Below are 18867 nucleotides of genomic sequence, written 5' to 3' on the forward strand. Positions count from 1 at the left end.
GGTTTTAGAATTGATGGCTTGTTAAGAAAATAAGACACTGAAAGATGTTCAGTGTGACAAGGTTGAATTCTTTTATTCAGTAATTTTTATGCTCTTAACTTTTTTTAAGTGCTATTTCTTCAAAATCTTCACTTTTTTCTGCAGAGTCAAACAAATATTGTGCTGCTGCTGGAGGCGTTGTTAATTTTCGTTTTGTTAAATCTATCCAAGCTCCATATACTTTTATAATTGCAGATAGTTGGCCAGCTTCATTAAAAACCTGGTGCGTAATTTTCCAACGTTCTCCGTTTTTGGATAAGCCGGAAAGCTTAAAATCTACAGAGATATTTTCGCCTAAATGAATTTCTTTTCTAAAAGAAGTCTCTTCTGTAAATAAAATAGGACCAAGGTTGTATTTTGTAAATTCTTCTATAGAGAAATTTTGGTCTCTAAAATATCGTACTCTTACTTCTGCAGCATAATCATTATATGCTGTGTGACGCATGTGTCTGTTTGGGTCAAAGTCTGACCATTTTGTGTGAAATGTTACTTTAAAACTCATGTTAGCTCTTTTTTTAAACAAAAACCTGATAACATTAGATAATATTATCAGGCCTATTATTATTTTATATTTTGTAATTAATGTTTTATAATTTCGTTTTTTGTATTCATTTTTAATTCACTTAAAACGTTAATTGCTTCAAAAACATATACATCTTTAGATAAGTTTTTATGCCATGCCAATCGTTTATCTGCTAGTGCTGTATCCTTTTTAATTAATGAAAGTTCGTAGGCAGGAGAGTTAAATGTTAAATCTGATTTATAATCAAAAACAGATTTGAATTTCTCTGCATCTTTTTCATTGGCTACATTGGTATCTTCAAATTGTTTGTAGTTTAGAGAGTAAGAATTGTCATCTTGCTTTTGCTTTAACCATTTTGCATATTCGTTTATCAACTTAAATTTAGAATCTGTAGCAATTCTTTGTTTGCTGTTATTAACAACATCATTAAAATTTTGGTACGAATTTGTTTGCACATAATCTGCTTGTTTTACTTTGTCCCAAACCAATGCTCCATCTAAATCTCTTTCGCCAAATTTCATATAACTATATCTGTCTGGCATTGCAATGTCTGAATATACACCTTCAATTTGCGTAGAACCACCATTAACTCTATAGAATTTTTGAATGGTCATTTTTAGAGCACCTAAATCTTTATCGTATTTTGTAAACTGATTAATAGGCAAAACACTTTGTACAGTTCCTTTACCATACGTTTGGTTACCGCCCATAATTACCGCTCTTTTATAATCTTGCATTGCTGCTGCAAAAATTTCTGAAGCTGAGGCAGAAAACTCATTTACAAGAACAACTACTGCTCCTTCCCATTGAATTTTTGGATCAATATCTTTTTTAATAATTGGATCTTCTCCTCTATATTTTACCTGTACAATTGGGCCTTCATTAATAAATAAGCCACTAATTTCAATGGCTGTTTTTAAAGAACCTCCTCCATTATTTCTTAAATCTACAATTAAGCCAGTAACACCTTCGCTTTTTAAGCGTTCTATTTCTTGCTCCATATCTTTTGCAGAATCTCTATAACTTTCCTCATTAAAATCGATATAGAACTTAGGTAAATCTATAATTCCGAATTTTTTACCATCTTTTTCTACAATACTAGATTTTACAAAAGTTTCTTCTAACTCTACAACATCTCTAATAATAGAAATTATTTTAGTTGTACCGTCTAATTTTTTCTTAACGGTTAATCTAGCTTCAGTACCTTTTTTTCCTTTTATAAATTTTATAGCATCGTCTAAACGCATCCCTACAATATCTAAAGGTTCTTCGTCTCCTTGGGCAATTTCTAAAATAATATCACCAGGTTCTAAACTTCCTTCTTTCCATGCAGGTCCTCCAGAAACCAATTCAAAAATTTCGGTATAAATTCCTTTTTTTACTAAACGAGCTCCAATCCCTTCTAGTTTCCCAGACATATCTTGGTCAAAACGCTCTTTTATACTTGGCGCCATATAGGTTGTGTGCGGGTCAAAAGCACCAACAACACTGTTTAAAAAAGTAGAAAACCAGTCTTCATGTTCTAATTCTTCAATTCTAACATACAATTCATCCATGTTTTTTAAAACTTCTGCACGTGCTTCTTTTTCTAATTCATCAAAGCTTTTCGTTTTGTAATTTTTATCTTTAAGTACGTCAGCTTTTTGTTTCTCTAATTTGTCTTGAACTCTAATTAGAGTGCTTAACTTTAGTTGCTTACGCCAGTAGTCTATTAATTCGTTTTCATTTTTAGCAAAAGGAAGTTCTTCATAATTTACATCAATGGTTTCCGTTTTGTTAAAGTTAAATGGATGTTTTAACAAATCACCATAATACGATTTTGCATTTTTAATTTTATCAGTAAATCGTTCATAAACCAAATTGTAGAAAGAGATATCTTCTTTTAAAAGTTGATTATCGATTTCATATTTGAATTTAGAAAAATCTTTCATATCCTTTTGGGTGAAATATCTTTTACTTGGGTCTAAACCATCAATGAATTCTGTATACACATATTCAGAAAAATCGTCATTCATATCTTTTACAACAAAATGACTTCTTGTTAGAATATTTCTAAGAATGTATACTAATATTTTATCTTTTTCAGGATCTGAACTTTTGTCGCTATTAGCAGCTTGGGCTTGCAAGCTAGTTGCAAATAGAAGTATTGCTAATAAAAATGTAGTGATTTTATATTCTGTCTTCATATTTTCTTATGTCGTTGTTTTATTTCTAAAATTACTCCTTGTGCTTTGCTAAACTACTAAAATAATGCCAAAATTATTTAGAGTGTAAGGGGCTTATTTGTTTATTGTTTAAGTACTAAACATTGTTTTGTTCTTTCAATGTATCCTTTTAAACCTAAAGAATAACTTTTTCTTATACAATATTACGCAAAAAAGTGAAATTGTATTCTTTACAAAATGTTAAAAAGGAATCGTATAAAATCAATTATATTTGCTTAAAATAATTCAAAATCTAAAGTTCAATAATTAAATTGAAAACTACCTTTAATTTTGAGTTATAAATTTAGAACTTTAAACGACTATGATGCAAAACAAACCTTTAATTTTAATTACGAATGATGATGGAATTACAGCTCCTGGTTTAAGAGCTTTAATTAATATAATGAATAAAATTGGTGAGGTTGTTGTGGTTGCTCCTGATAGTCCGCAGAGCGGAATGGGGCACGCTATTACAGTTGATAATGTTTTAACGTGTAATGCGATAACTATAGATGATGGTCCGCAATTAGAATACACCTGTTCTGGTACGCCTGCAGATTGTGTAAAAATGGCGGTAAATGAAATTTTAAATAGAAAACCAGATTTATGTGTTTCTGGTATAAATCATGGTTCTAATGCCTCTATTAGTGTTATTTATTCTGGTACTATGAGTGCTGCAATAGAAGCAGGAATAGAAGGGATACCTGCCATTGGTTTTTCATTATTAGATTTTAAATGGCATGCAGATTTTAAACCATCGGAAGAGTTTATAAAAAATATTACATTAAATGCGTTGCTAAACGGAATTCCGGAAGGCATTGTTTTAAACGTAAATATTCCGAAGTTAAAAAAGGAAGAAATAAAGGGCGTTAAAATTTGTAGACAAGCAAATGGGTATTGGAAAGAAATTTTTGATAAACGAAAAAATCCAATGGGAAAAGAATATTATTGGCTTTCTGGTGAGTTTATAAATAAAGACAAAGGGCAAGATACAGATCTTTATGCATTAGAAAATGGATACGTTTCGGTTGTTCCTGTTCAGTTTGATATGACGGCACATCACATGATTCAAAAATTAAACGCTTGGGAACTGTAAAAAAACATATTTTAATAGGCGTATTGGTTTCATTATTTGCCACTTTTGGAGGTATATTTTTATATTTAGAATATATTTCGAAATTTGGTTTTTACGAAACTATCGATTTAATTAAAGAAGGAGAATTGTACGGTAAAGTATTGTCTTTAGCTGCAATGCCTAATTTATTTGTGTTCTTTATTTTTATCAAAAAGAAACAAGACAACAAAGCAAAAGGAGTTTTATTGGCAACTATTTTAATTGCATTAACTACTTTAGTTTTAAAGTTTTTTTAACAGAGATAATGTCTCCTCGAGCGCAGTCGAGAGGTTTAATAAGGTCTCGACTGCGCTCTAGTAAACAAGTAAAAACTTATGAAATATTATATAATTGCAGGAGAAGCTTCTGGCGATTTACATGGTTCTAATCTAATGAAAGCATTGTATAGAGAAGATGCAAATGCAGACATTCGGTTTTGGGGTGGAGATTTAATGCAAAATGTTGGCGGAACTTTGGTAAGTCATTATAAAGAAAGAGCTTTTATGGGCTTTTTTGAAGTTATAATGAATCTTTCTAAAGTATTGGGTTTTATTAAATTTTGTAAAAAGGATATCACCCAATTTAAACCAGATGTGCTTATTTTGATTGATAATTCGGGCTTTAATTTACGCGTTGCAAAATGGGCAAAAGAGCAAGGTTTTAAAACCAATTATTATATTTCTCCGCAAGTTTGGGCAAGTAGAGCAAGCAGAGTAAAAGATATTAAAAGAGATATCGATAAAATGTTTGTTATTCTTCCTTTTGAAAAAGAGTTTTATGAAAAATACGACTATAATGTAACCTTTGTAGGCCATCCTTTAATTGACGGAATTGCAGGTAGAAAGCAAGTAAGAGAAATTGCTTTTAGAAAAGAATACAACTTAACAGATAAGCCAATTATTGCTTTATTACCAGGAAGTAGAAAGCAAGAAATTACAAAAATGCTTTCTGTAATGTTGTCTTTAATAGATGATTTTTCTGAATATCAGTTTGTAATTGCAGGTGCTCCAAGTCAAGATTTAAGCTTTTATCAAAATATTATTGGTAATCGTAAAGTTTCTTTTATCAACAACAAAACATACGATTTGTTAAGTATTTCTTATGCTGCAATTGTAGGTTCTGGTACCGCAACTTTAGAAACAGCTTTGTTTAAAGTACCACAAGTGGTTTGTTATAAAGGCGGAACTATCTCTTATCAAATTGCGAAAAGAATTATCACTTTAAAATTTATTTCTTTGGTTAATTTAATCATGGATAGAGAAGTGGTTAAAGAATTAATTCAGAATGATTTTAATAAGAAGAATTTAAAAACCGAATTGACTAAGATTTTAGATGCTACTTATAGAGAAAAACTATTTTTAGAGTACTTTGAATTAGAGAAAAAATTAGGTGGAAAAGGAGCTTCAGAAAAAGTGGCGAAACAAATTGTAAGTGATTTAAAATAAGAAGGTAATTAGTTTTAAGTTTCATGAATTATAATAATAAAAAGTTTAAAGTTGTTCAAAACGCTGATAATGGAGAAACTTCAAAAGAAACTATTTTTACATACAAGTAAAAAGGTGCTATTTTAACGTCTGAATATAAAGGCGGACAAATAGTTAAAGGTCATTTAATAGGTCTTGTAGATGAGTATGGAAATATAGAAATGCGTTATCACCAAGTGAATCTTAAAGGAGAATTAATGACAGGTATTTGTTACTCTAAACCTGAAATTGCTGCTAATGGAAAAATTACTCTTTATGAAAATTGGACATGGACTTCTGGTGATAAAACAAGTGGAACTTCTGTTTTAGAAGAAGTTTAATTATAATACAAATGATAGGTAAAAGAATATTTAATATGAAGAAATGGAGTTTTTTAATAGTTGTAATTTCTTTATTATTAAGTTCTTGCTCATCCACTAAAACGGTTGTTAAAAAGACACAAAAACCAATTACTAAGGCGGATAAAATAGTAGCAAATGCCTTAGAATATAAAGGTGTTCGTTACAAATTTGGAGGTACTACCAATAGAGGTATGGATTGCTCTGGAGTGATATATGTTGCCTTTGGAAGCGAAAACGTACAATTGCCAAGAATCTCTAGAGATATGGCAAAAAGAGGTCATAAAATTGCTGTTAGTAAAGTTAAAAAAGGTGATTTACTATTCTTTAAAACTAGTAAAAACAGACGAGGAAATATCAATCATGTTGGCTTGGTGGTTTTCCATTCAAAAGGACAAATTAAGTTTGTACACGCCACTACTTCTAGAGGTGTAATTGTTTCTACACTATCAGAAAAATACTGGAAAAATGCCTTCGTAAAAGCAACAACAATCTTGTAATTAATAGTTAACTTTTTTTTAGTAACTTTAACTTGCTATGAAAAGGTTGTACAATTACATACCCTTGCACTTTGTTGTGCTTGTAATTATTGGAATTTGTTTCCAGTTTTTTACCCAATTTTGGACTTTTAGTTTTCTTAGAACCACGATTTTTTTGTTAGGTTTAACTGTTTTATTCTTTCTGATAAAACATAAGGTTTTAAGAACATGTACTGCTTTTATTTTATTCTTTGGTATCGGTGTTTCGGCTGTTTATGTGAGTGATGAAAGAAATTATGATTCATATTATCAACATCATTTAAAAGATAATTCTAAGGTTGTTTTACAGATTCATAAAATATTAAAACCTGGGAATTATTACCAAAAATATGAGGCTGTAATTGTTCAGGTTGATGATTTGAAAACTACAGGAACAGTACTTCTAAATGTTAAGAATGATAGTAGTGCAAATTCGTTACAAATTGATGATCAGTTATTCTTAAAACCTACTTTAAAAGAGCTAATTCCGCCTTTAAATCCGCATCAATTTAATTATAAGTTTTATTTAGCAAAACAAGGTATTCATCATCAATTATTTGTGGAAGAAAATCAATTTTTAAAGATGGATTCTACGGCTAATACCTTATTTGGATTGTCGGCTATTTTTAGAAATCAAATTCAGGAGGCGTTAGAAAAATACCATTTTAAACCAAACGAATTAGCGGTCATAAATGCACTGTTATTAGGTCAGCGACAAGACATTTCTAAAGAATTGATTGTAGATTATCAAAGAGCAGGAGCAATCCATATTTTGGCAGTTTCTGGCTTACATGTTGGTGTTATTCTATTGATTTTATCCTTCGTTTTTAAACCTGTTGAAAGAATTAAGCACGGAAAGTTTATAAAAACAATCATTATTGTTTCTTTACTTTGGATGTTTGCTTTTGTAGCAGGTCTATCTGCGTCGGTAGTTAGAGCGGTTACCATGTTTACTTTTTTAGCCATCGGTTTGTCTTTTCAAAGAAAAAAGGTAATAGATTTTTCCTTTATTTCTTCGATGCTTTTTTTACTACTAATAAAACCAATGTTTCTGTTCGATGTTGGTTTTCAATTAAGTTATTTAGCCGTTTTCGGTATACTTTGGGTACAACCAAAGTTGTATGAAATTTACAAACCAAGATATATACTTGACAAGAAAATTTGGCAATTATTCACTGTTTCAATAGCGGCTCAAATAGGAATCTTGCCTTTAAGTATTTATTATTTTCAACAATTTCCAGGGTTGTTTTTAGCATCGAACCTTGTAATTATTCCTTTTTTAAGTGCAATTTTAATCGGAGGGATTTTAGTCATTATTACATCACTTTTAAATACTCTACCTCAGGTTTTAGCAAATATCTATGGAATGATTATTTCTTGGATGAATGGTTTTGTAAGTTGGGTTTCTCATCAGGAAGAATTCTTATTTAAAGAAATTTCCATTTCATTTATTGCGATGTTATTTTGGTATATACTCTTGTTTTTAGGAGTTTCTTTTTTTATTAAAAAATCACCTAAAAATTTGATTTACTTTTTAGTTTCAATACTATTTCTACAAACTATTTTTCTGATTGAATCGAAAGAAAATAAATCGAAAGAAGAATTGATTGTATTTCATAAAAGTAGGTTTTCTGTGATTGGAAAGAGAGTAGGTGCGCAACTCTTTTTACAGCACGATTTAGATAGTGTAAGATTGAAAAATGAAAATAGTATTAAAACATATAGAGTTGCAGAAGGTATTGATGAGGTTAAAGAAATCAATTTTAAGAACTTTCTTCAATTTTCTAAAAAGGATATTTTACTGATTGATAGTTTGGGTGTTTATACCATTTCCGGAATGGTGAAACCTATTGTAGTGTTGCAATATTCACCAAAAATAAATTTATCAAGATTGATAAAAACAATAAAACCATCACAAATTATTGCAGATGGTTCTAATTATAAGAGTAATGTAAATCGTTGGGAAGAGACTTGTTTAAAACATCAAATCCCATTTCATTATACAGGTCAAAACGGAGCGTTTATTGTGAAGTAAACCTCCTGCAAGGTTTCAGAAACCTTGTAGGTGTATAATCTACAATAGTATTATATCAAATGAATTTTAAAATGATTGATGATAAATTTAAATTATTTTTTCTTAATAAGAGATAGAAAATCTAATCATAGCCATAGCTACGATTCTATTTTATATTGAATTAGTAAGGAAAAAGGAATGAATTTAATCAGTCATTTTGATGTTTATTTGGTATTATTTTAAATTACTTTTAAAATTGTTATCAAAGTCTTCCCATTTTTTAGTTTTGTATAGTTCTTCAGAAAAAAAGACCAATACTTTTTCCATGATTTCTTTGTCTAAATAACCAGGAATTTTATCTAATAATTTTACATCTTCCGACAAAAATAGCGTGGTAGGATACGACAATTTACCATCCATTAAAGAAGCTGCAAGTTGGTGATAACCTCGTCTACCTTCTTTTTGAAATTTAAATGTATGATCATTAAAAATGATATCTTCTTTACCCTCACCATCTAGTTTAACGGCATAAAAGTTTTTATTGATATAATTGCCAATTGTTTTATTAGAATAGGTATTTAAATCCATTTTTTTACAATAGCCACACCAATCTGTATAGATATCAACTAAAATAGGTTTTGGATTCTCTTTGTTTAGTTCAATAGCCTCTTCAAAACCAAGCCATTTAATATTTTCTTGAGCGTTTGTATTTAAATAAAATAGAGAAATAGCAATAAGTAATATTCGTTTTTTCATGAATACTGAGTCGTTATAATTTTGTTGAATTTACAAAAATAAGTGATTGTCTAAAAAGTATTGAATCTTGTCATACTGAACTTGTTTCAGTCTCTAAATTAACTGAATTTAATAACTCACACAAGAATCTGAAATAAATTCAGATTGACAGAAAAACTTACTTTTTAGACAACCATTTTCTCCATTTACTTTACACCGTGCATTAGTTTCTTTAATAATGGTGTTAAACTCATTACTAAAACACCAGCAATGATAGGTACAAAAGTAAAAATTAAAAAGAAAGTACTCATAGAGTATTCTGTAGTTATTTTATCAATCATTCCTCCCATCAATCCAGCTAATTTATTTCCCATACCAACTGCAATATACCAAAGACCAAACATCATTGCAATCATTTTTCCTGGTACTAATTTAGATACGTAAGACAAACCTACCGGAGATAAACTTAATTCACCTAAAGTGTGAAGTAAATATGCTAAAATAAGCCAAATAACACTTACAGAAGCCGTTTTTGCTCCTTGAGGAATACTTGCTGATCCATAAGCTAAAACTAAAAACCCTAATCCTAATAATATCAATCCGATACCAAATTTTACGGTTGCTGGTGGATTGTATTTACTTTCCCATATTTTAGAAAATAAGGGCGCAAATGTTATAATAAAGAATGAATTTAAGATACCAAACCAAGAAGCAGGTATTTCCGTAGAAACTTCACTAAACTGGTTTTTTAACATGATGATTACGATAACCCATATTATTGCAAAACTGATTCCTAAGAAAAGATTAGATAATGCATATTTTTTAAAAGTAATTTTAAATAAACTAAATAAAACATACGTAATAATAATTAAAGGAACAATCGTAAGTAGTGTATTTGCTATTCTAAAAATATTTGCAGCGCTACCTTCTAATACTCTATTGGTATAATCTTTAGCAAAAATAGTCATAGAACCACCCGCTTGCTCAAATGCTGCCCAAAAGAAAATAGTAAAAAATGCTAAAATACCAACAACAATATATCTGTCTCTCTGTACATTGCTTGGTACGTCGTCATAACTTTTTTCTTCTTTGTTAGCAACTGCATCAGATAAATCAACAGCTTTACTAGGCTTTGTACCAACATTACCAAAAATGCTTTGCGCAAAATAGAATTGTAACATTCCGAAAAACATAAAAATACCAGCTAAACCAAAACCAAAATGCCAGCCATAAGTTTCACCTACATAACCACAAAGCATAATACCTAAAAAAGCACCAGCATTTACACCCATATAAAAAATAGTAAATGCACCATCTTTTTTTTCTTGAGCGTTTTTATAAACACCATTAATAATTGAAGTAATATTAGGTTTAAAGAAACCATTTCCTGCAATTAATAAACCAATACCAACATATAATGCCCAAGGAGTATCAAATGCCATAGACGCATGCCCAAGTGTCATTAATAAAGCACCTATAACAACTGCGTTTCTATAGCCTAAAAATCTATCGGCTAAAATACCTCCAATAATAGGAGTAAAGTATACTAACATGGTATAAGTACCGTATAGACTTAAAGCTTCTTCACGACTCCAAGCCCAACCACCATCGGTTAATGATGAAATTAAAAAAATAACTAATAATGCACGCATTCCATAGTATGAAAAACGTTCCCACATTTCTGTGAAAAATAAAATAAATAAACCTGCTGGGTGTCCTAGCAATAATTTATTGTTCATTTCTGAACCTTCAAATCTGTATTTAGCGGTATTCATGTAAAAAAGTTAAAATTAATTTATAAAATAAAAGCCTCATAATTGAATTTATGAGGCTTTTAATTTGTTTGTTATTAGTCTGCTAATTCAAAGCCTTCAGTTTCTTCGTTCTTGGTACTTATTCTATCTTCGGCACCGTGTGTTAACCTCTTTAGTGGTTTTAGAATTGCTATAAGTAGTAAACCAAAAATTGTACAAGTTATTGCAATTCCGGTAAAGACTTCAAAGTCTCCTGCGTTTTCAGAAAGACCTCCAATAAAACCAGCAACTTTGTTCCCTAAACCTGTTGCAGCAAAATAAGCCCCCATCATTAAGGAAGCATATTTTAATGGCGCTAGTTTTGTTATAAAAGACAATGCTACAGGAGAAGCACATAGCTCTCCAATAGTATGAAAAAGATATGCTAATATTAACCATATCATTGCAGATTTTTCTGCTACTTCATCACCATTCATTACAACTTCAGAAGCAGCTTTACTCATAAAGAAAAAACCAAAAGCCATAATAATTACACCTATTGCCATCTTAAATAAAGAAGATGATTCTTTTCCTTTATTTTTCCATTTATGCCAAAAAGCACCAACAGCGGTTCCTAAAACAATTATAAAAAATGCATTTACAGATTGAAAAACAGCTGCAGGAATTTCATTTCCAATAAGAGGTAAAGAAAATGATAACATTCTATTTGTTTTTTGTTCTGTATATAAACTCATTAATCCTCCGGCTTGTTCAAAAGCACCCCAAAAAACAATAATAATTAAGAAAGATAGAAACATTACTAACATTCTATCCTTTTCAATTTTACTTAAAGGTTTTTTTAATAAGTCTTTGTTAGGTGAATCGTCATTACCAATAAAGTTACCAACTGTACCTAAATATTTTGTACCAAACATATATACAATTTGACCTAGTGCCATACCTATACCAGCTAAACCAAAACCATAATGCCATCCATATTTAGCGGCTACTGCACCTACTAATATTGCTCCTAAAAAAGCACCTAAATTAATTCCGATATAGAATACATAAAAACCTTTATCTCTTCTGTCGTCTCCTTGTTTGTATAAACCACCAACCATTGTAGAAATATTTGGTTTTAAGAAACCAACACCAATAACAATAAAAATAAGACCTGTAAAAAAGGCCCATTGTGCATTAATAGCTAAAATTCCATGACCTATACATAGTAAAACTCCACCGACCATTACAGCCTTTTTTTGACCAATAAATTTATCTGCAATCCAACCTCCAGGAATAGATGTTAAGTAAACAAACATGGTATAAGTTCCGTAAAAAGATAGAGTTTCTCCATTAGACCAACCAAAACCAGATTGTGGATCTCCCATTATAATTGGAGCAGCAAGATATAAGGTTAAAATTGCTCGCATTCCATAATAAGAAAAACGTTCCCACATTTCAACAAAAAATAATACATACAACCCTACAGGATGTCCAAATAATTCTTTTTCGTGTGGTTTTTTTATTAAATTACTCATAAGTTTATTCTTTTATTTAGTTGATTCTGTATTTAAATTTTCGTCGATAAAGTTAGTCATTTTTGTGTACAAATTTAAACGCGTATTTCTTCCTCTATAAATTCCGTGTGTTCTGTCTGGTACAATAAACATATCGAATTGTTTATTTGCTTCAATTAAAGAATTTATCATTCTATAAGAATTTTGTACATGTACATTATCATCTCCCGTTCCATGAACTAAAAGGTAGTTCCCTTTTAATTTATCTGCATAGTTAAATGGAGAATTATCATCATAACCACTTGGGTTTTCTTGTGGAGTTTGCATGTAGCGTTCTGTGTACACAGAATCGTAAAAACGCCAAGAAGTAACAGGTGCAACTGCAATTGCTGTGGTAAAAATGTCATTTCCTTTTAAAATACAGTTTGTACTCATAAAACCACCAAAAGACCAACCCCAAATACCAACGTTATTTTTGTCGATATAAGATCGTTCCACTAATTTTTTAGCTGCTGCTATTTGATCTTCAACTTCATATTTACCCAATTCCTTTTGAGTAACCTTTTTAAAATCTGCACCTTTAAAACCAGTTCCGCGTCCATCAATACAAACCACAATAATTCCTTTTTGCGCTAACATATTGTGCCAGTAATCATTGCTTCCGTTCCAAGTATTTCCAACTTGTTGAGAACCTGGGCCAGAATATTGAAACATTAACAAAGGATATTTTTTGTGTTCATCAAAATCTAAAGGTTTCACCATCCACATATTTAAATCGTTTCCGTTAATATTAATGGTAGAAAACTCTTTCGGACTCATTTTATAGGTTGATAATCTTTCTTTTAAAGCATCATTATTTTTAATCACCTTTAACATTTTTCCTTTACTATTATATAAAGAATAAATAGGAGGTGTTTCTGCCGATGAATACGTGTTGATAAAAAAGTTTAGATTTTTACTGAAAGAAGCAGTGTTTTGTCCATCTTTATTACTCAACAATTCTTTACGCTTTCCATTTAAGTTGATAGAGTAAACCCCTCTATTAATAGAACCGTTTTCTACAGATTGATAATAAATAGTTTTCTTACTTTCATTAAAACCATAGTAGTTGGTTACTTCCCAATTTCCATTTGTAATTTGATTGATTAATTTTCCGTTAAAATCATAATGATAAATATGATTGTAACCATCTTTTTCGCTAGTCCAAATAAAACTGTTATCAGCTAAAAAAGTAAGGTTGTCGGTAATATCTATATATGCTTTGTCTGTTTCATTTAATAATAAAGTAGCAGTAGCATTTTGAGTACTTACTTTATATAAGTTTAAGTTATTCTGATGACGATTTAAAGTAGTTGCGACTAAAACATCAGTATCATTAGACCATTTAATTCTAGGAATATATTCATAATCTCCTAAAGTAATTTTCTTTGTATTTTTAGAAGAAAGCGTATACATGTGTAAAGTAACATCTGCATTTTTCTCTCCTGCTTTAGGATACTTAAAAGCTTGTTGTGTTGGGTATAATTCAGTACCAACAACATCCATAGAAAAAGTAGGAACGTTGGTTTCATCAAAACGCAAAAAAGCTAAATGAGTTCCGGTTTTATTCCATTCAAAAGCTCTTACAAAAGCAAACTCTTCTTCGTACACCCAATCTGTAATTCCGTTTATAATTTCATTTATTTTACCATCCGTAGTAACTTGTGTAATATTATTAGAAGCTACATTTTTAATAAAAATGTTATTGTCTTTAGCATACGCTACATTTTTATTATCCGGAGAAAAAACAGGTTCTTGAATTGCCTCACCAATTAAAGTCAATTCTTTAGAAGCAATATCATAAGCATAATACGTTCCTTTTTTAGAGTGACGATAAATTTGCTGGAAGTTGGTTCCTAAAATTAGTTTGGTTTCGTCATTATTAAAACTATAAGAAGAGAAACTATTTAATCCTTCTAAATCTAAGCTATTAACAATTGTTTCTACTTTTTCTAAAGTTTTGTAACTGTATTTATCCACAGTAACCGATCTAGATGCTCTATTAAAATCTAAAACAGCATAATAATCGCCATTCATAGAATTTAAAGAATTCATTCTATCTGCAGAAAATGTTCCGTTCCAGATTTCTTCTAATGTTATGTTTTTTTTGTTTGATATTTTACTTGCATTTACTTGTGCAAATGTTATACAGTTAATTAATAGTAAAATAACTGTAAGGGAGACTCCTTTTCTCATTGTAGACCTTGTATTTGATAAAAGTTTGCCAAGTTTACGCAAAAATCCATAAAAAATATCTTAAAAATCCATAAATGTTGATTATCTATTAATGTTTTAACAGTTTGACTTATCTTTGTTGTTGATAGTTTTATACCCAAATTAATGAGCAAACTTATTTCTGGTTTTTCTAAGTTAACGAAAGATGAAAAAATTACTTGGTTAACAGAGAATTATTTCCATAATCATACCAAAACTAAAGATATAATTAAACAGTATTGGAATGATAATGATGATTTACAGCAATTACATGATGATTTTATAGAAAATACAATTTCTAATTTTTACATGCCTTTTGGTATTGCACCAAATTTTGTAATTAATGATAGAACTTATGTAATTCCTATGGTGGTAGAAGAAAGTTCTGTGGTAGCAGCGGCTTCTTTGGTTGGTAAATTTTGGAGTACAAGAGGAGGTTTTAAAACCAAGGTAATTGGTACCACAAAAATTGGGCAAGTCCACTTTATGTATGCCGGAGACAAAACGAATCTTGAAGATTACTTTAATAAAAATAAAACGGAATTATTTGCAGCAACGGCTTCCATCACTAAAAATATGGATAAACGTGGCGGTGGAATTTTAGATATAAAATTAGTTGATAAAACTGATAAATTAGAAAACTATTACCAACTACACGCAACCTTTGAAACCAAAGATTCAATGGGCGCAAACTTTATAAATTCCTGTTTAGAAGCCATTGCTAAAAAGTTTGAAAAAGACGACATAGAAATTGTAATGAGTATTCTTTCTAACTATGTTCCTGAGTGTTTGGTTAGGGCAGAAGTGAGTTGTAAGATAGAAGAATTAGGTGGTGAAAATCCTCAGAGATTTGCAGAGAAGTTTTACCAAGCAGTAAAAATTGCAGAAATAGAGCCTTATAGAGCGGTTACGCATAATAAGGGAATTATGAATGGAATTGATGCCGTTGTTTTGGCAACCGGTAACGATTTTAGAGCGGTAGAAGCTGGAGCTCATGCTTACGCATCAAGATCTGGACAATATGCAAGTTTATCTCATTGTACTATTGATAATGGGGTTTTTAAATTTTGGATTGATATTCCGTTAGCTTTAGGAACCGTTGGTGGCTTAACAGGTTTACATCCTTTGGCAAAGTTATCTTTAGAAATGTTGCAAAAACCATCTGCCAGAACCTTAATGCAAATTATGGCAGCAGCAGGTTTGGCTCAGAATTTTGCAGCTTTAAGAGCATTAACTACTAAGGGAATTCAGCACGGACACATGAAAATGCATTTGCAGAATATCTTAAACCAGTTTAATGCTACAGAAGAAGAAAAAGAAATAGTTATTGCTTTTTTTGATAAAAAAACGGTGACTCATTCTGCTGTGGTAGAAAAAATAGATGCTTTAAGAAAACCGTCTATCAATTGGATAGATTTTTTTAATAAGAACTTAGTAAGTTATAAACTGTCTAAGATTGATGAAAATACAAAGCCACTTTTTGGAAAAATGAATGGGCAACAAATGATAGAACATTTAAGCCTTCTAATACAAGTTTCTAACGGAAAAGTAGCTGCTGATTATTATGTTTCTGATGAAAAAGCAGCAAGAAGAAAGCCATTTTTAAACACCGAAGGAGAATTGCAAGTTGGATTTAAAGCAAGTATGTTGTCTGAAGAACCAAATGCCTTAAAATTTAATTCTGTAGGAGAAGCAATCCATGATTTATTTACTCAAATAGATGCTTTTAAAATTCACTTTGAAACAGCTAAAGCTGAAAATCATCCATTTTTTGGGGAATTAGATTATGAATATTGGCAGAAATTTCATGTAAAACATTTTACACATCATTTTAAACAATTTGGGTTGGTTTAAATGGTTATAATTTGGCTAAAGCCAATTGTGAATATTAAAACATGAATCATCTTGCTAAAGCAGGATGCAATTGATTAAGATGTATAAATATTTTGTAAATGAATAGATATAATTCATAAATTGTAAAGGGTTTCAAAAGAAAATCACCCATTTTTTGGAGAGTTAGATTATGAATATTGGCAGAAATTTCATGTAAAACATTTTACACATCATTTTAAACAATTTGGGTTGGTATAAATGGTTATAATTTGGGTAAAGCCAATTGTGAATATTAAAACATGAATCATCTTGCTAAAGCAGGATGCAATTGATTAAGATGTATAAATATTTTGTAAATGAATAGATATAATTCATAAATTGCAAAGGGTTTCAACAGAAAATCATCCGTTTTTTGGAGAATTAGATTATGAATATTGGCAGAAGTTTCATGTAAAACATTTTACACATCATTTTAAATAATTTGGATTGATAGAATGAATATATTGGTTGTCATCCTGCTAAAGCAGAATACAATTGATTGTGTATATGGAAAAATGTAATTTATTCTACTGAATAGCAATGGGTTTTAACTGAATAGCAATGCGTTTTAACCCATTGAAATAAATAACAAGATTGATAATTGGCTTTAGCCAAATTTTAAAACCAAATATAATTTTATGTCTTTTATAAAAGTCTATATACATTTTGTTTGGAGCACCAAAAACAGGTGCCCTTTTCTGGCAACAAAAGAGGTGAGGCAAAAAGTTTGGACTCATATAAAAGAGAATGCTAAAGAGAAGGGGATTTATATAGATTTTATTAACGGGTATACCGATCATTGTCATTGTTTAATTTCTTTAGGAGTAGATCAATCAATCCAAAAAGTAATGCAATTAATAAAAGGTGAATCTGCTTTTTGGATAAATAAAGAAAAGATAATTGTAGAGAAATTTCAGTGGCAAAGTGAATATTTTGCAGTTTCGGTTTCGGAGTCTATGATTGATAAAGTTAGAAATTATATTAAAAATCAAGAAATACATCATTCTAAAAAATCTTTTCAGGAAGAATATAAAGAATTTATATTAAAATATAATTTTCAAAAATTTGATGATGAGTAATTATTAATAAAAATGGTTTCAATTGAACAAATTATTTTAACTGAATAGCAATGGGTTTTAACTGAATAGTAATTATAAATAGATTATGTTTGGCTAAAGCCAATTTTAATTTAATAATTATATTCTGCTAAAGCAGAATGCAATTAAATAGGATGTAATTAAATATTAATTAACAAAAAATGAATTTTTATTCTAACGGAAAATTATTAATAACAGGAGAATATCTTGTTTTGGACGGAGCAAAATCTTTAGCCATTCCAACAAAATTTGGGCAAGATTTAGTTGTTGAAAAAATAAAAGAACCTCAGCTTATTTGGGGAAGTTTTACACACACGGGAGAATGTTGGTTTGAAGCGATTTTTGATTTAAAAAAACTGCGTTTGATAAACTGTACCTTCAACTCAGATAAAGAAGGAAGTGGAGAAGTTATTGCAGAAACCTTATTAAGTATTTTAAAAGAAGCAAAAAACTTAAATCCAGATTTTTTAGCATCAGAAAATGGATTTGTTGTAAAAACAAACCTTACATTTCCAAGAAATTGGGGATTAGGGACTTCATCAACATTAATAAATTCGATAGCTTCTTGGGCAAAAATAGATGCTTTTAAGTTGCTTTGGAACTCCTTTAAAGGAAGTGGTTACGATATTGCTTGTGCACAAAATGATACACCAGTTTTTTATCATATTAAGGATAAAAAACCTGTTGTTGAGCCAGTAGAATTCAACCCAAGTTTTAAAGAAAATTTATTTTTTGTACACTTAAATCAGAAGCAAGATTCTAAAGAAGGAATTTCAAAATTTAGAGAAAGTAATATCAATTTTGATAAAGAAATAAAGAGAATTTCAGAAATTTCTGAGGCACTTTTAAAAGTTGAATCATTAGAGAAATTTGAAGATTTAATAGTTGAGCATGAGCAAATTATCAGTTCAATCATTAAATTAACACCGGTAAAAGAAAAATTATTTCCAGATTATTTTGGAGTAATAAAAAGTTTAGGCGCTTGGGGAGGAGATTTTGTGTTAGTAACAGGAAATTCGGATACACCAAGCTATTTTAAAAATAAAGGATATGAAACTATATTGACTTACAGTCAGATGGTTTTATAAACTCACATTAGACCTCACAGTTTTTTAAAACCTGTGAGGTCTCAAAATAAAAAACATGAAAAAAGTAATCATTATTGGAGGAGGAGCAGCAGGATATTTTACAGCGATAAACGCGAAAGAAAATAACCCTGAATTAGATATTACGATTCTCGAAAAAGGAAAAGACGTTTTACAGAAAGTAAAAATTTCTGGAGGTGGAAGATGTAATGTAACCCACGCATGTTTTATTCCGAAGGATTTAACAGAATTCTATCCAAGAGGAAAAAAAGAATTGTTAGGGCCTTTTCATCAATTTATGACAGGCGATACTTTTGAATGGTTCGAAAATAGAGGAGTTC

Annotated in this window: 17 protein-coding genes and 2 pseudogenes; 13 read left to right on the forward strand and 6 right to left on the reverse strand. The window is 30.0% G+C overall.

Annotated features, from left to right (window positions below; genetic code table 11):
- Positions 1-94: 94 nt before the first annotated feature.
- Both GQS58_RS07040 and GQS58_RS07045 read right to left on the reverse strand, forming a co-directional pair.
- A complete protein-coding gene (locus GQS58_RS07040; protein ID WP_166384292.1) occupies positions 95-541 on the reverse strand; it encodes an acyl-CoA thioesterase in 447 nt (148 codons plus the stop codon).
- 77 nt (positions 542-618) lie between these two features.
- Positions 619-2748 (reverse strand): carboxy terminal-processing peptidase, encoded by a 2130-nt coding sequence (locus tag GQS58_RS07045; protein ID WP_166384294.1) that lies wholly within the window; start codon positions 2746-2748, stop codon positions 619-621.
- Between the two features lie 343 nt (positions 2749-3091).
- On the opposite strand from GQS58_RS07045, the gene surE reads away from it, so the two are divergent.
- The 6 genes from surE (at position 3092) to GQS58_RS07075 (ending at position 8255) form a co-directional block, all read left to right on the forward strand.
- Positions 3092-3862, forward strand: coding sequence for a 5'/3'-nucleotidase SurE (gene surE / locus GQS58_RS07050; protein ID WP_166384500.1), 771 nt, complete (start codon positions 3092-3094; stop codon positions 3860-3862).
- The gene (locus GQS58_RS07055) at positions 3850-4137 is read left to right on the forward strand and encodes a hypothetical protein (RefSeq protein ID WP_166384296.1); all 288 of its coding nucleotides are present in this window, start codon (positions 3850-3852) and stop codon (positions 4135-4137) included. Before surE ends, GQS58_RS07055 begins: the two co-directional genes overlap by 13 nt.
- A 78-nt stretch (positions 4138-4215) precedes the next feature.
- Complete coding sequence (gene lpxB / locus GQS58_RS07060) at positions 4216-5325, forward strand: lipid-A-disaccharide synthase (RefSeq protein ID WP_166384298.1); 1110 nt, start codon at positions 4216-4218, stop codon at positions 5323-5325.
- 200 nt (positions 5326-5525) lie between these two features.
- Positions 5526-5684: a hypothetical protein gene (locus tag GQS58_RS17150; protein ID WP_240914573.1), complete on the forward strand. Its 159-nt coding sequence runs from the start codon at positions 5526-5528 to the stop codon at positions 5682-5684.
- Positions 5685-5719: 35 nt separating this feature from the next.
- Positions 5720-6202: a C40 family peptidase gene (locus tag GQS58_RS07070; RefSeq protein ID WP_166384300.1), complete on the forward strand. Its 483-nt coding sequence runs from the start codon at positions 5720-5722 to the stop codon at positions 6200-6202.
- Positions 6203-6356: 154 nt separating this feature from the next.
- A complete protein-coding gene (locus GQS58_RS07075) occupies positions 6357-8255 on the forward strand; it encodes a ComEC/Rec2 family competence protein (RefSeq protein WP_240914574.1) in 1899 nt (632 codons plus the stop codon).
- A gap of 213 nt (positions 8256-8468) precedes the next feature.
- On the opposite strand, the gene GQS58_RS07080 is transcribed toward GQS58_RS07075, so the two are convergent.
- The 4 genes from GQS58_RS07080 to GQS58_RS07095 all read right to left on the reverse strand — a co-directional run bounded on the left by GQS58_RS07080 (position 8469) and on the right by GQS58_RS07095 (position 14454).
- Positions 8469-8990 carry a thioredoxin family protein gene (locus GQS58_RS07080; RefSeq protein WP_166384305.1) on the reverse strand — a complete coding sequence of 174 codons (522 nt, stop codon included), beginning with the start codon at positions 8988-8990 and terminating at the stop codon, positions 8469-8471.
- 185 nt (positions 8991-9175) lie between these two features.
- Positions 9176-10744: a peptide MFS transporter gene (locus GQS58_RS07085; RefSeq protein ID WP_166384307.1), complete on the reverse strand. Its 1569-nt coding sequence runs from the start codon at positions 10742-10744 to the stop codon at positions 9176-9178.
- Positions 10745-10818: 74 nt separating this feature from the next.
- Entirely contained in the window at positions 10819-12240 is a 1422-nt protein-coding gene (locus tag GQS58_RS07090; protein ID WP_166384309.1) for a peptide MFS transporter, read from the reverse strand.
- Between the two features lie 12 nt (positions 12241-12252).
- The gene (locus GQS58_RS07095; RefSeq protein ID WP_166384311.1) at positions 12253-14454 is read right to left on the reverse strand and encodes a S9 family peptidase; all 2202 of its coding nucleotides are present in this window, start codon (positions 14452-14454) and stop codon (positions 12253-12255) included.
- Positions 14455-14586: 132 nt separating this feature from the next.
- Between GQS58_RS07095 and GQS58_RS07100 the strand changes: the two are divergent.
- The 7 genes and pseudogenes from GQS58_RS07100 to GQS58_RS17160 all read left to right on the forward strand — a co-directional run.
- Positions 14587-15867 (forward strand): annotated as a pseudogene (locus tag GQS58_RS07100) (hydroxymethylglutaryl-CoA reductase, degradative); the annotation flags it as partial.
- A gap of 249 nt (positions 15868-16116) precedes the next feature.
- A complete protein-coding gene (locus tag GQS58_RS17155; protein WP_240914580.1) occupies positions 16117-16326 on the forward strand; it encodes a DUF1569 domain-containing protein in 210 nt (69 codons plus the stop codon).
- A 150-nt stretch (positions 16327-16476) separates the two neighbouring features.
- Positions 16477-16563 (forward strand): annotated as a pseudogene (locus GQS58_RS17395) (hypothetical protein); the annotation flags it as partial.
- A gap of 120 nt (positions 16564-16683) precedes the next feature.
- Positions 16684-16785, forward strand: coding sequence for a DUF1569 domain-containing protein (locus GQS58_RS17400; protein WP_166384315.1), 102 nt, complete (start codon positions 16684-16686; stop codon positions 16783-16785).
- 197 nt (positions 16786-16982) lie between these two features.
- Entirely contained in the window at positions 16983-17423 is a 441-nt protein-coding gene (gene tnpA / locus GQS58_RS07115) for an IS200/IS605 family transposase (protein WP_166384317.1), read from the forward strand.
- A 179-nt stretch (positions 17424-17602) separates the two neighbouring features.
- On the forward strand, positions 17603-18529 hold the full coding sequence (locus GQS58_RS07120; protein ID WP_166384319.1) for a GYDIA family GHMP kinase: 927 nt from the start codon (positions 17603-17605) through the stop codon (positions 18527-18529).
- Between the two features lie 55 nt (positions 18530-18584).
- The coding region (locus GQS58_RS17160) for an NAD(P)/FAD-dependent oxidoreductase (RefSeq protein WP_240914575.1) at positions 18585-18867 on the forward strand (283 nt) is incomplete at its 3' end.

The sequence above is a fragment of the Polaribacter sp. 11A2H genome, from assembly GCF_011379025.1.
GTDB lineage: Bacteria > Bacteroidota > Bacteroidia > Flavobacteriales > Flavobacteriaceae > Polaribacter.